This window comes from Rhodococcus sp. AG1013, from assembly GCF_003350365.1.
GTDB lineage: Bacteria > Actinomycetota > Actinomycetes > Mycobacteriales > Mycobacteriaceae > Prescottella.
On record NZ_QQAT01000019.1, the window covers coordinates 1 to 13014 of the forward strand.

Genomic DNA, 13014 nt, shown 5'->3' on the forward strand with positions numbered 1-13014 from the left:
CGAGCGGATGTGGGCCTTAGACAAGCCACACCCCACTCGGAGGTTCTCTTCACATCAAGCCGACACGCCCGCTACCAACGTCCTGACCGGGTACAGCTAGCGGGAGCCGACCCGGAACAAACCAGAGGTCCGCCCCGGCCAGGGAGATCGGGAGTTCGTATGCGTGCATACTCCTTCCATGACAGTCGATTTCGACCTTTCCTGGTCGCAGTTCCTCTGGATGGAATTCATCTTCGTGGGTGTGCCCACCATCTTCGGTGCGGGCATCATCCGGTCCGCTTGGCGGTCGGAGCGGGCCGGCCTGGCGTACTCCTCGGGCAGAGGGGATCTGGTCGGAATGCAGACCGGCGGTGGCAGGTTGGGGCTATGGGCGACCGGCCTGATGGCGTTTGTGCTGGGGTTCCTGTCGTGTGCGGGCTGGTTGACTTGGTCCGCCGACTACCGAGGAGAGTTCCGTGGCCCCGGACTGCCCGCACCGAACCAGTTCCCCACCTGGCAAGTGGTTGCCTGCGGAGTGACTGTGGTGCTGTTGTGTCTGGCCTCGGCTCAGCTCTCCCGCTGGGCGGTGGCCGGCGGGCTGGCCGCCGCGGCGGGCACGGCGGCCGGGTTCACGACCGCGTTCAGTGCGGTCGCCAGTACTGATGTCACCGGCCAGTCAGGAGTTGGCGTCGTGCTCTCGGAACTCGGATGGGGCATCGCTCTGGGCGTGCTGATGCTCGTCCGGGGAGCCTGGCTGACCGGCCGGCACAGCAGGCAGGCCGGTAGCCCCCAGCCCTAGCGGCTGCCCGGGCTCGACGAGACGTCACGAGCCCCACCCCGATCGCCTCGCCATACCCGTTCGATCCGGAGTCGATCCCGGCGACCGTGGTTCAACGATCGTCATACAGGGCACCATTCGGGCCTGCGATCGGTGGCGGTTGAAGCACATACGATCCACGGAATCCGGTCTGAGCACACCGAAGGTAGGTGCGCGATACCCTGCGTGGGTGGCCGACAACGCTAGCCTTCGCATCATGCGCCTGCGAGCTCTGATCGAGCACCCACGCACTGGAGACAGTGAACGGGCAGCAGCAGAACGAATGCTCGAGCGAGTTCTGAACAAGTCACGCACCCAGTGCGGCTACGGTGACCGTACATACGGTGCGCGCCACGATCGGGTGGGTCGGCATGCCAGTCTGTCGCGAATCGCAGACATGATCCGCGAAGACATTGCGCTTGCGCGAGTGACGTTCCCGGCGGCGGCTGCACCAGAACAGGTCGCTGTCAATGATCCAATCGGCGATGCCCCTCGGGGGATCAGCTTCACTGTGGAGACGCCGCATGATGCCAATATCGACATCACGATTCGTGGCGTCCCCAGGGATTGGGGATGGGACGGCGAAGGTGGTGTCGAGACCGTCAGCGCTGCGCTACGAGCCCTCGCCGGCGAGCTTGCGGAAATCATGAACGGCTACAACCGCAACGGGTCAGACATAGAGAAGCGGTTCTTCGGCCGTGTTCGAGTGGACGGTCAGACGCTGGAGTGGTGACCACGTGTCTGATCGGTTGGCGCGCAACTGCGCCCGCGCGTTGCCGACCCGTCCGCGGTGATCACTTCCGCCGGCCGGCCAGGTGCGTTCGGGTCCTCGGGGAAGTCGGACGAGCAGGATTCCGGTGAGTCAGTCGATCGGCTGTCAGTTTCAGAAGTGGACTGCGCTGTCACCTGGCGTTTTACCGTCGTGTGCTGTCGGCTTCTGACATTTGCGTGCCGGAAGTGTCGTGCACTGTTCGGCGATGGTCCGGCATGTGGGTGTTGATGTAGCCGTAGAGGGTGGCGCGGCTGAAGCCGAGGGCTTTGGCGATGTGACCCGAGTCGAGCGGCTGACCTGTTGGGGTGTTGCCGATGCCGATGTGGGCCGGGCGCAGGCTTTTTCTGGACGGATGTCCGTTATGTTCTTTCCCAGGTGGCTGTCGGACGGTGGCTGCCGCGTGCCCGGCACGGGGTGCGGACCACTCTGGAAGGGAACATCCTCTTATGGCCATCGTTGATCGGCTACGCCCACGTGGGCGACTGTCTCGTAGCGCGGCGGCACTTGCCGTCGGCGGGTTCGCTGTTGCCGCCGTCCTGACCACCGCGGTTGCCGGCCCGGCCGGCGCGGACACCGTCACCGACTCCATCGAGGTCGGCGCGAATCCGGTCGGGGTGGCGATCAGCGGCACCCGCGCCTACGTCACCAACCAGAGCGACGGCACGGTGTCGGTGATCGACACCGCCGCGACCCCGCCCGCGGTCATCGACATCATCGAGGTCGGCGCGAATCCGGTCGGGGTGGCGATCAGCGGCACCCGCGCCTACATCACCAACCAGAGCGACGGCACGGTGTCGGTGATCGACACCGCCGCGACCCCGCCCGCGGTCATCGACATCATCGAGGTCGGCGCGTCGCCGTCCGGGGTCGCGATCAGCGGCACCCGCGCCTACGTCACCAACTGGGGTCCCGGCACCGTGTCGGTGATCGACACCGCCGCGACCCCGCCCGCGGTCGCCGACATCATCGAGGTCGGCGCGTCGCCGTCCGGGGTCGCGGTCAACGGCACCCGCGCCTACGTCACCAACTGGGGCGACGGCACCGTGTCGGTGATCGACACCGCCGCGATCCCGCCCGCCGTCATCGGCGCACCCATCAGGGTCGGCGCCAATCCGTACGGAGTGGCGGTCAACGGCAACCGCGCCTACGTCGCCAACCAGGGCAGTGGCACGGTGTCGGTGATCGACACCGCGGCGAGCCGGCCCGCCGTCATCGGCGCACCCATCAGGGTCGGCGCCAATCCGTACGGGGTGGCGGTCAACGGCAACCGCGCCTACGTCACCGACCGCACCAGTGGGACGGTGTCGGTGATCGACACCGCCGCGACCCCGCCCGCGGTCATCGACACCATCGATGTCCGCACGAATCCGTCCGGGGTGGCGGTCGGCGGCAACCGCGTCTACGTCACCAACCAGGGCAGTGGCACGGTGTCCGTCATCGCGATCGACGAGTCCCCCACCCTCGCCGGAACCCCGGCCGCGGGAATCATCGGCCAGCCCTACAGCCACACCTTCACCGTCACCGGGCAGCCCGCCCCCACCGTGAGCGTCCTCGCCGGCACTCTGCCCGACGGACTGACACTGTCGCAGGACGGGGTGCTCTCCGGAACCCCCACCACCAGTGGACGATTCGAATTGACTCTCACCGCCACCAACGGCATCGGCGATGCTGCCGTGTTGCCGATCGTTCTCGACATCACCGACACCACCCCGCCCGCGGCCGGTTCGTTCGGTTCGTTCGGCAGTGTCGGTTCCTCGAGCTGGACATTCTGATCCGCCAGCACCATCACCGCTCACGTCCTGTGGCCGCCCACCCGACCGGGGTAGGCGGCCACAGGCCTTCACGCCGACAGCACAGTGGGACGGCTCCCTGTCGTTGGCACTGCACGGGACGGTATTCGACCGGCGTCGCGCGACCGACATCAGCGCTAGTGGGAGAACCGCTCGTAGCTTCCGTGCATCAGCGTTCGAAGATGCTGCCGCCCCGCTGATCCAGGTAGCTGGGCTCGTCGGTGTCGTCGCGGCACGACGACGGCCGTGGGGCGGCTTCGGGTCCCTGCGACCTGATCCATCTGTTCAAGCCGGCCACCTGTGGATCATCGGTGACCTCGGCGAGCGCCTGTCGCATCCGTGGTTGCAGGTCGGCGACCGCGCCCGCGAAGGTGCTGCGGATCAGCTCGGCGAGGCGATCGGCGCCGAGGTGCATCGTCTCGGGGGCGAGTTCGATTGCGGTGAGCCGATTTCCGGCATCGACCTCGATGGTCACCCCGTCCCGGCCGGCCCGGCCGCGGAGCCGCTCCACCACGTCCTGTGCGCGGCGCACCTTCGCGCCGAACTCCTCGAATCCACTGTCGATCATCGCGTCACGGATTGGTGATGTCGGCGGGCATCGATCCCCCGTCGCGGGTCCCGCCGGGAAAACACGGCGACGAGGCGGCGATCGTCAGAATGCCCTGACCGTTGTCGGTGACCGTGAACCCGTAACCGTCCGGGGTCCGGGCCCGGACACGCCGTTCGGGTCCGTCGCCGGCGTTCGCGAGGGGATTCCACCCCTGCTGCTGCCACGCCGCACGGAAGACGTCCAGATAGCGTCCGGTCTCGGACTCCGGAACCCCGATCACCCAGTAGGTGACGCTGAACGTCAGATCGGCATCGGGCCCGGACGCTGCCTCGTCACACGGAACGCTGCCGCCGCCGGTGAACTTCGCGTGCGCGGCGAAGGGGTTCTGCAGCGAGAACGAGATCTGTCGGGGCAGGGCCGCGAGGGTCCCGGAAAGATGGTCCTCGATCGCAGCTCGGGCCTCGCGCTCGGTCAGTGGTGGACTCATGGTGACCCTCTCCTGGGTGGTTGGCTGCGCGACAACGGCATCCCCGGGGTCGCTGGAGCAGGCCGCGAGGGTCGTCACGACAGCTGCCGCCACGACGGCAGCGCCGATCCTGGTCCGCAGTGTCACGCGACCTCGTCTCCCTTCCCGGCGACGATCTGCCCCATCTTGCTCAACGCGGGGTTTGTCGCGGTCCCAGTAGGTGCTGTGCAGGTCCAGATCGATCCCGAGCGCCCACCACGGGCCCTTCGAATCCTCGTCGGCGGTGAAGACACGAGCACCGAAATCGTTGTCGATCGGTTGCGTGAAATGCACCTGGTCGGGCGTGAACCGGATGTGATCGTGGGCATTGGTCGTCGCGAAGACGTGGTCACCGGTCGGGCTCGGATCGACGCCGGTGAGCGACAGCTCGGTCGCCTCGAAGACCCCGATCCCCGGGCTCGCGACGAGCAGGAGCTGATCGGCGTCCAGGGTGTGACCGTCGCTGGCGGCGTGCCCGATCACCGTCGTGCCGTAGCTGTGAGCGGGTGAGCTGCTCACGGAAGGCGTGCTCGGCGGCTTCGTAACCGGTCGCGTCGACGTCGGCGGCTTCGGCCATGGAGTGGATGCTCTCGCCGAGACCGTTGTAGGCATCGAGAACTGCGGCCTGGGCGTCGCGTGCGACGGCCTCGATCCGGAAGCCCGGCATCTCGGTAGTTGCGGGCACACTGATGGCGCCGATGTCGGCGGAGATGTCGCGCAGGGACTTCGCCAGTCCCCGCAGCGCATCGACGTCGACCTGTAAAGGCACGCTCATAATCCCCCCGGTTACGAATCAAGCGACACACTAACATTGACGAATCCGGCTCCGAGGGCCGCGAGAGCGCGCCTCGACTAGATCTTCGGCCCCTCCGATCTGAGGTCGTCGACCTTGCGCATCGCCTCGCGCAGCTCGGCGAGCCACTCCTCGCTGTGCTGGCCCGCGAGTTTCACGGTCCAGGCGAGCGCGTCGGAGCGGGAGCGCGCGACCCCCGCGTCGACGAGAGTGTCGAGGACCCTGCGTTCGGGCTGTCGCAGTCGTGTCATCACCGGAACGGCCAGGTGCGTGAACAGGATTCGTTGATCACCGATCGTGACACCCCACGCAACCTTTCGTCCGTAGCGGGCCTCCGCCTCGTCGGCGATCTGCATGCGTTCGGGTCGGGTGGATTCGCGGAACCGGGCGACCCGGCCCTCCGCCGTGGCCGCCGGATTCTCCGCACCCTCGGTTTCCTCGGGTGGTGGCAGTTCGCCGGTCACGACGATCTCCTCCCGGTCCACCTCGACGGTGGCGGGTCCGACGAACCAGTCGTCCGGGAGCCGTCCGGCAAACCAGTCGACGGCGTCCGAGGCGTCCGGGGCGTCGGCCTGCTGCCAGCCGCCGGGCCTTCCGAATCTGCGGCCACCGGGTCCGTATCCGCCGTGGCCGTGTGCTCTTCTCATGATCGTCCTCCTCGGGTCGATCCACTTGCTGCACTGATTACATGATTACTCCGTTCACGGCCGTGCGCCACCGTCCACGAGGTCGGTTTCTGGGGCATCATCAGGGCATGTCCGTATTGCCCTTGCGATTGCCGTTGCGCCCCCGAACGTCACTGACCGCGCTGGCGGCGGTGTCCGCCCTCGTGCTGGCGGGATGCGGTGGCGGCGATGCGCCGTCGCCGGAGCAGCAGTTCGCCGACGCGCTCGCGGGCGGCAACGTCCAGGCGGCCGCGGACCTCACGAGCGATCCCGCCGCCGCGTCCGCCGCGATCACCGCGATGTTCGACGGACTGGGCGCACAGGTGCACTCCTTCACCGTCTCGACGGGCGGGGACGCGTTCACGCTCGAGGCCGACTGGGATTTCGGTGACGGACGGGACTGGACCTACTCCACCAACGGAACGCTCGTGAATCTGGATGGGCAACAGAAACTCTCGTGGACTCCTGAGCTGCTCGTCCCGGAGTTGGGTGCCGATTCGACCGTCCGCTTCACCCCGACCACGGGCAGGCCACCGGAGGTGCGCGCCGCCGACGGCCGGCCGATCATGGCCGAGCAGATGGTCACCCTGGTGAATCTACAGCCGTCGGCGGACCCGGCAGCGGTGGCGCCGTTGCTCACCCCGATCGTGCCGACGATCACCGCGGAGTCGCTGCGCGGCGAGCTCGCGAAGGCCGACGGCAAGCCGACCACCGCGATCACGTTGCGGGAATCCGACATTGCACCCATCCGAGACCGGCTGTCCGCGATCCCGGGCGTGGACCTGGCGCAGCAGACGCGTCTGCTCACCGTCGACCGGGCGCTGGCGTCGCCGGTGTTCGGTGACCTCGCGAACGTGTGGCAGGCGGGCCAGGACGCCTCCGCCGGGTGGGCGGTCCAGATGGTCGGCCCGGACGGGACGGCGCGTCGGCTCGCGGGCCGGGACGCGGCACCGGCACCGATGATCGACACGACGCTGGACCTGCGGCTGCAGACCGCGGCCGAGGACGCGCTCGCGGGCGTGGCGCAACCGGCCGCGATCGTGGCGCTGCAGCCGTCCACCGGGGCGGTGCTCGCGGTCGCGCAGAACGCCGCGGCCGACGCGCAGGGGGCGATCGCGCTGACCGGGCTGTACCCGCCCGGGTCGACGTTCAAGACCGTGACGACGTCGGCCGCGGTGCAGGCCGGGAAGGTCACGCCCGATACCGTGCTGCCCTGTCCGGGGACCGAGAACGTCGAGGGCCGCCAGATCCCCAACGACGACAACTTCGACCTGGGGTCGGTGCCGCTGCATTCGGCGTTCGCACACTCGTGCAACACGACGATGGCGCGGTTGGCCGTCTCGCTGCCACCGGATGCGCTGCAGCAGGCCGCGCTTCAGTTCGGTCTGGGCGTGGACTACACGACACCCGGGCTCACCACCGTCACCGGAACCGTGCCGTCCGCCGACACCCCGGCCGAGCGTGTCGAGTCGGCGATCGGCCAGGGCGAGGTGACGGCGTCACCGTTCGGGATGGCGCTGGTCGCCGCGTCCATCGCCCACGGTTCCACGCCGGCGCCGATGATCATTGCCGGGCAGCCCGGCGCCGCCGACCGTAGCGTGGCGCCGGTGCCGGCCACCGTCGGCGAGGACCTCCGGGCGATGATGCGCGAGACGGTCACGGACGGGACCGCGAGGGTTCTGGCCGATCTTCCGAACCTCGAGGGCAAGACGGGCACGGCAGAGTACGGTGTTGGCACAGGCTCACACGGATGGTTCGTGGGCATCGACAACGACCTGGCTTTCGCGGTTTTCGTTGCGGGAGCGGATAGTTCGGGCCCCGCGCTGGACGCTGCCGGACGTTTCCTGCGGTAGCTCCACCGGGGTCGGGTAGGTCTCGAGTCGGGCTCGCATGGTCACGGGGAGATATAGGCACTGGGCGACAGTGGCGCAATCGTGACTTCTTCGTAGGCGATCCGTGCTTGTTACGCATGTGACAAAAGGGAGGATTGTGGCCATGGGTTTCCGAGCCTCGCCCCGCCTACGGCGTAGCTGTGCGATCGCCCTGCCGCTCGGCCTCGTGGCCGTCCTGGCCGTCGCGCTCGTGTCCTGTGTGGGACAGAAGTCCGACGCGAGCGCGCAGTCGGTGGTGAACGGATTCGTACAGGCCCTGAACGATCGGGACGCCTCGGCCGCAGCGTCGTTGACGTCCTACCCGAACGCGGCCGAGGAATCCATCCAGCAGATGTTCGACGGACTCGACGCGAAGGAATCCACGTGGACCCTCGCGCAGTTCATGGAACTCAACGGCGATTCCGGATTCTTCACCGTCGACACCGCGTGGAACTTCGGCGAGGGCAAGGACTGGAGCTATTACGTCGACGGCGGCGTCCGGAAGCTCTCGGTGGGCTGGCGGGTCTCGTGGGATCCGACCCTGCTCGCGCCGGCGCTCGGACACGGGCGCACGGTCCGGTACGACCGTACCGATGCCGCGCCACCCCGCGTGCTCGACGGCGCGGGTAACCCCTTGATGGCGGAGCAGACGATCAACGCGATCACGCTCGATCCGTCCTCGATGCCAGACCCGGTCGCGACGACCGATCGGTTGGCGAAGGCGCTGGAGCCGGTCGCCCCGCTCGTGACCGCGGACCTGATGCGCAAGGATCTTGCGGAGAAGCCGGGGGAGAGGGTGGTCGCGGTGTTGTTGCGCGACCAGGACTTCCAATACCTCGAACGCGATCTCCAGGGCATCCCGGGCGTCGTCGTCGACAAGCAGCCCAAGCTCATCACCACCGACCGCCGGATCGTGACACCGCTGCTCGACCCGCTGCGGACGGTGTGGCAGGCGAACCGCGACGCCACCGCCGGTTGGGCGGTCAACGTCGTCGAGCCGGACGGGGCGATGCAGCAGCAGGTGGGCTACCAGGGCCCTCCCGGGCCGGACATCAAGGCCACCATCGACTCGCAGCTGCAGTTGGCGGCGGAGAATGCCGTCGTCAGCGTCGGGACCCCCTCCGCGATCGTCGCGATCCGGCCGTCGACCGGTGCGGTCGTCGTTGCCGCGCAGAACAATCAGGCGATCGAGCAGGGACCCATCGCGTTCTCGAGCCTCTACCCGGCGGGCAACTCGGTGGATCTGGTCCGCAAGGCCGCGGCGCTGCAGGCGGGTGTCGACCCGAAGGACGTGAGTGAGGACGACCTCGAGCGCGCCGGACGGCAGCTCGGCATCGGCCTGAACTACGAGATGCCCGGTCTCGACCCGGAGACGGCGGTGCTCACCGCGTCACAGTCGGGCGTCGACCAGGTGATGAAGTCGAAGAACGGTTCGGAGCCACAGGTGAGCCCCTTCGGTCTCGCGATGGTGGCGGCGTCCGTTGCCCGCGGCAGTGCCCCGATGCCGATGATCGTCGAGGGCCAGCAGGCCACCGCGAAGAACGTCGAGGACGCGCTTCCCGCGAACGTCAACGACCAGTTGCGGAACGCGATGCGCGACAACGTCCAGACCGGGCCGGCGTCCTTCCTCAAGCAGTACCCCGATCTGATCGGGATCGCGTCCGGCAACGACAGCGACCGGTGGTTCTTCGGTTCGCGCGGCGACCTCGCCTTCGCGGTGTTCGTCGCCGACGCCGACGGCGGCGATCGGGCACTGAAGATGACGGACCTGCTCATGAAGGAAATCGCCAAGCCCATCCAGAAGTGAGTGAAGTGAGTGAAGTGAGCCGATAGGGATGGCTGCTCTGCTCTCTATACTCGCCCCATGCCATCCACACGCCGTTCCGAGACGCCGCCGCTCGCGGACAGACTCGGATACGGGTTCGTGAAGTCGGCACTGAAGGTGCGGCAGGTCTACGGCGCGAAGCTGTCCGAGGTGGGTCTGCTTCCCAACCAGCACGCGATTCTCAGCATCCTGAACGAACTGGGCCCGTGCCACCAGAAGGAACTTGCTTCACGGGTGGTGCTCGACCCGGGAGACATCGTCGCTTACCTGGACGGGCTGCAGAAGTCACAGGACATTGTCCGGGAGCGCGATCCTGAGGATCGTCGCCGCCAGATCGTCTCCATCACCGACCAGGGGCGTGCGACATTGGTTGACGCAGACCGGGCCCTGGACGAGGTCGAGGAGGCGGTGTTCGGCGGACTGTCCCCGAGCCACCGCGCTGTTCTCGGCGAGGCCGTCGACTGGATCTCGAACCTGGAGGAGCCTTCCGGCTGCCGCGACTGAGCCGTCCCGGCTCACGGAATCGCGGCGTTCGCGTCGGCTGGCGCCGGGGCCGGCCGGACGATTCCTGGGACGCGGGAACGGCTCGACGCGGGCCGCCGGTGTCCCCAGTAACTCGGTTGGTCGTATGTGCGGGCAATCCAACTCAGGTCGTCGACGACCAGGCCCCCGTGGCCGTATTCGATCTGCAGGCCCGACGGTGAACTGATGTAGATCGACGTCATGAGGTCGTTCGTGTGCCGGCCGAGTGTCTGCATCACCTCCGTTCCCGTCTCGTCGAGCAGGTCGATCGCGGTGCCGAGATCGTCGATGTTCTCGACCTCGAGCATGAGGTGGTTGAACCCGACATACCCCGGTAGCTCCGCGAGCGCGAGCGAATGATGGCGGCCGTTGACGTGGTAGAAGCGCACCGTGTACCGATCGGTGGCGATGCGGTCCGACAGGCGGAAGCCGAGGACATCGACGTAGAACCGGTTGGCCTCGTCGAGATCCGGTACCTGGAACACGACGTGTCCGAGGCCCTGATCGCCGGTGACGAAGCCGCCGCGCATGGTGCGTCCCGGAGTGAACGACAGGGGGGTCGCGAGCTTGCCCCAGGACAGTTCGTGCCGGATCCCCCACGGATCCTCGAACCACGACAGCTCGGCGACTTGTCGCTCGGCGAGCAAAGTGGCGTCACCGGTGTGCACGTCGACGCCGTGTGTCTCGAGCTTCTCGACGAAGTTTTGCAGATCGGTTTCGTTCGCCATTCCCCAACCGGCGTAGAGGAATTCGTCCTGCTCTCCGGGATGGACCGCGATCCGGTAGCTGACGTCGTCCACCGCGAGCCGGACCGCGCCGTCGGGTCCGTCGTCGGTCAGCATCGCGCCGAGTTGTCGTGTGCCGTAGGCGCGCCAGTCCTCCGATCGCGGTGACGCGATTCCGACGTACGACAGTTCCTGGATCATCGGCCGATCTCCTTCGGGGACGGTGGAAGTGGATTGGTCGCCGAAGTTACACGGGTAATCCAATCATTGGCAAGCCCAATTAATATTTGGGATGTCGGCGCCGGGCGGAGTCGCACACGGCAGGGCGTCGTGAATACGGTGGGGGCATGACATCGGACGTGGCACCGGGATCGTGGCGGCTCTACGGGGACGCGGCGCTGCCCGGCCCGCTCGCGGCGGCGCTGGAACTGTTCGCCGAGCGCGGCTACGAGGGTTCGTCGATTCGGGAGATCGCCGCGCGGGCCGGGCTGTCGGTGCCGGGGCTGTACCACCACTACCCGTCGAAGCAGTCGATGCTGGTGGCGCTGACTGAGGTGATCATGACGGACCTGCTCGACCGCAGCCGGCGGGCGCTCGCCGAGGCGGGGCCGTTGCCGCGCGAGCAGTTCGACGCCGTCGTCGAATCGCTGTTGCGCTTCCACATGTTCCGGCGCGAGCAGGCGTTCGTCGCCTCCACCGAGATGCGCAGCATGGAGCCGGAAGGCCGCGCCGAGTACGTCGCGATGCGTGACGAACAGCAGCGGATGCTCGACGCCGTCATCCTGGCCGGGGTGCAGGCCGGCGACTTCGACACCCCCTACCCGGGCGACGCGAGCCGCGCCGTCGCCACGCTCTGTGTCGCGGTCGCCAGCTGGTACCGGCCCGACGGACCGCTCAGCCCCGACGAGGTGGTCGAGCGCTACAGCGCGATCGCCCGGGGCGCGGTCGGCGCCGATTGCTCGTCGGCGCCGGTCGCCGAGTAGGAGATGGTGTACGGGTCAGTCGCCGGAGCCTCTGCGCCAGTGTGAGAATCGTTCCTTGATGTCGGCCGCGACCTCGCCGACGCCGTGCCCGACGGCACCGACGGCGTCGCCGAGCCCGCTGCCGACGTCACGCAGGACGCGGATCAGCGGGTCGTCGGACTGATCGAAGTTCTGCTTGTAGGTCTTGGCGGCATTGCGGAACTCGTCGCCGATCCGGGCATCGTCGTCCGTCGATCGGTGCGGGTACTCGCCGCGCAGAACCTGCGCGTACTCGCCGTCGTCCACCCACCGCTTCAGCTCGGCCGCCCGGAGCACCGAGAACGGGTGGGACAGCAGTTCGATGTTCAGCAGCTTGAGGACGCCGTCGCGCAGGTCGCCGCTCGCGTCGTACTCGACGGCCTGCGCGAGGAAGGCGTCGGGGTCGATCTCGCTGACCCGCGAACCGCCGGCCAGCTTCATCTGGACCCGCAACGCGGTGTGCACGTCCTGACTGCAGAGCAGGCCCGCCCGATCGCCCGACAGTTCCGACTTGCGCTGCCACTCCATCAGCCCCGCGATGATCGCTCGCAGGGCCCAACCGCCGACCGGGACCCAGCCGATGGTGCCGGCCAGCCGCATCAGGTGCAGCAGGATGGTGCGGTACACCGCGTGCCCGGACAGCGCGTGACCCAGCTCGTGGCCGATGACGAAGCGCTGTTCCTCGTAGTTCATGACATCGAGCAGCCCGGTGGTCACCACGATGAACGGCTTGTCCATGCCGATCGTGAACGAATTGACCGCCGGGGACTGCAGGACGAACAGCTCGGGCGTCTCCTCGGCCCCCAGTATCTCGACGCAGTCACGTAGTAGGTCGTGAAGATCCGGGAACTGCCGTTCGTCGACGCGGATCGAGGTGGCGAGGTACATCAGGCGGTGCTGCCGTTCCTGCAGCAACCCCGACAACGTGCGCACGATGGTGTCGAAACCCTTCAGGGTGCGCAGTGTGACAAGAGCTGCACGGTCCGCGGGGTGCTCCCACGCGCGCGAGCTGATGCCGGGGAACTCGATTCGCGTGCGATCCGGGCTGGTGGTCACATCGTCCTCCTCGTCGATGGTCGTCCACCACAGTAGCGACTGGTCGGTTTGTCGGGTTCGATTCGGTACGACGGTGGGTCGGGGCTTGACGGGGAGTTGTCGCTGTGCGACCGTAATCCAGACCGACCGAGCGATCGCTCGGT

The 13014-nt window shown here is 67.7% G+C and carries 13 protein-coding genes; 8 read left to right on the forward strand and 5 right to left on the reverse strand.

Annotated elements, in window-relative coordinates; translation table 11 throughout:
- Nucleotides 1-178 precede the first annotated feature (178 nt).
- The 3 genes from DEU38_RS20560 (at nt 179) to DEU38_RS20570 (ending at nt 3340) form a co-directional block, all read left to right on the forward strand.
- Nucleotides 179-778 (forward strand): hypothetical protein, encoded by a 600-nt coding sequence (locus DEU38_RS20560; protein WP_114723263.1) that lies wholly within the window; start codon nt 179-181, stop codon nt 776-778.
- Between the two features lie 208 nt (nt 779-986).
- Entirely contained in the window at nt 987-1529 is a 543-nt protein-coding gene (locus DEU38_RS20565; protein WP_114723264.1) for a hypothetical protein, read from the forward strand.
- 485 nt (nt 1530-2014) lie between these two features.
- Nucleotides 2015-3340: a YncE family protein gene (locus DEU38_RS20570; protein ID WP_114723265.1), complete on the forward strand. Its 1326-nt coding sequence runs from the start codon at nt 2015-2017 to the stop codon at nt 3338-3340.
- Nucleotides 3341-3527: 187 nt separating this feature from the next.
- Here DEU38_RS20570 and DEU38_RS20575 read toward each other — a convergent pair whose 3' ends face one another.
- Together DEU38_RS20575 and DEU38_RS20580 are read right to left on the reverse strand one after the other, a co-directional pair.
- Nucleotides 3528-3926 carry a YbaB/EbfC family nucleoid-associated protein gene (locus DEU38_RS20575; RefSeq protein ID WP_114723266.1) on the reverse strand — a complete coding sequence of 133 codons (399 nt, stop codon included), beginning with the start codon at nt 3924-3926 and terminating at the stop codon, nt 3528-3530.
- 4 nt (nt 3927-3930) lie between these two features.
- On the reverse strand, nt 3931-4932 hold the full coding sequence (locus DEU38_RS20580) for an alpha/beta hydrolase (protein ID WP_181818873.1): 1002 nt from the start codon (nt 4930-4932) through the stop codon (nt 3931-3933).
- A gap of 7 nt (nt 4933-4939) precedes the next feature.
- Here DEU38_RS20580 and DEU38_RS28610 point away from each other — a divergent pair, with 7 nt between their 5' ends.
- A complete protein-coding gene (locus tag DEU38_RS28610) occupies nt 4940-5176 on the forward strand; it encodes a hypothetical protein (RefSeq protein ID WP_174913336.1) in 237 nt (78 codons plus the stop codon).
- An 89-nt stretch (nt 5177-5265) separates the two neighbouring features.
- On the opposite strand, the gene DEU38_RS20585 is transcribed toward DEU38_RS28610, so the two are convergent.
- Nucleotides 5266-5853: a hypothetical protein gene (locus tag DEU38_RS20585; RefSeq protein WP_114723268.1), complete on the reverse strand. Its 588-nt coding sequence runs from the start codon at nt 5851-5853 to the stop codon at nt 5266-5268.
- 107 nt (nt 5854-5960) lie between these two features.
- On the opposite strand from DEU38_RS20585, the gene DEU38_RS20590 reads away from it, so the two are divergent.
- The 3 genes from DEU38_RS20590 (at nt 5961) to DEU38_RS20600 (ending at nt 10071) form a co-directional block, all read left to right on the forward strand.
- A complete protein-coding gene (locus tag DEU38_RS20590; protein ID WP_114723269.1) occupies nt 5961-7724 on the forward strand; it encodes a penicillin-binding transpeptidase domain-containing protein in 1764 nt (587 codons plus the stop codon).
- Nucleotides 7725-7866: 142 nt separating this feature from the next.
- A complete protein-coding gene (locus tag DEU38_RS20595) occupies nt 7867-9549 on the forward strand; it encodes an NTF2-like N-terminal transpeptidase domain-containing protein (RefSeq protein ID WP_114723270.1) in 1683 nt (560 codons plus the stop codon).
- 57 nt (nt 9550-9606) lie between these two features.
- A complete protein-coding gene (locus DEU38_RS20600) occupies nt 9607-10071 on the forward strand; it encodes a MarR family winged helix-turn-helix transcriptional regulator (RefSeq protein ID WP_114723271.1) in 465 nt (154 codons plus the stop codon).
- A gap of 11 nt (nt 10072-10082) precedes the next feature.
- On the opposite strand, the gene DEU38_RS20605 is transcribed toward DEU38_RS20600, so the two are convergent.
- Nucleotides 10083-11015 carry a VOC family protein gene (locus DEU38_RS20605; protein ID WP_114723272.1) on the reverse strand — a complete coding sequence of 311 codons (933 nt, stop codon included), beginning with the start codon at nt 11013-11015 and terminating at the stop codon, nt 10083-10085.
- Nucleotides 11016-11161: 146 nt separating this feature from the next.
- On the opposite strand from DEU38_RS20605, the gene DEU38_RS20610 reads away from it, so the two are divergent.
- On the forward strand, nt 11162-11797 hold the full coding sequence (locus tag DEU38_RS20610) for a TetR/AcrR family transcriptional regulator (protein ID WP_114723273.1): 636 nt from the start codon (nt 11162-11164) through the stop codon (nt 11795-11797).
- A gap of 15 nt (nt 11798-11812) precedes the next feature.
- Here the strand turns inward: DEU38_RS20610 and DEU38_RS20615 are convergent, their stop codons facing one another.
- A complete protein-coding gene (locus DEU38_RS20615; protein WP_114723274.1) occupies nt 11813-12871 on the reverse strand; it encodes a M48 family metallopeptidase in 1059 nt (352 codons plus the stop codon).
- Nucleotides 12872-13014 lie beyond the last annotated feature (143 nt).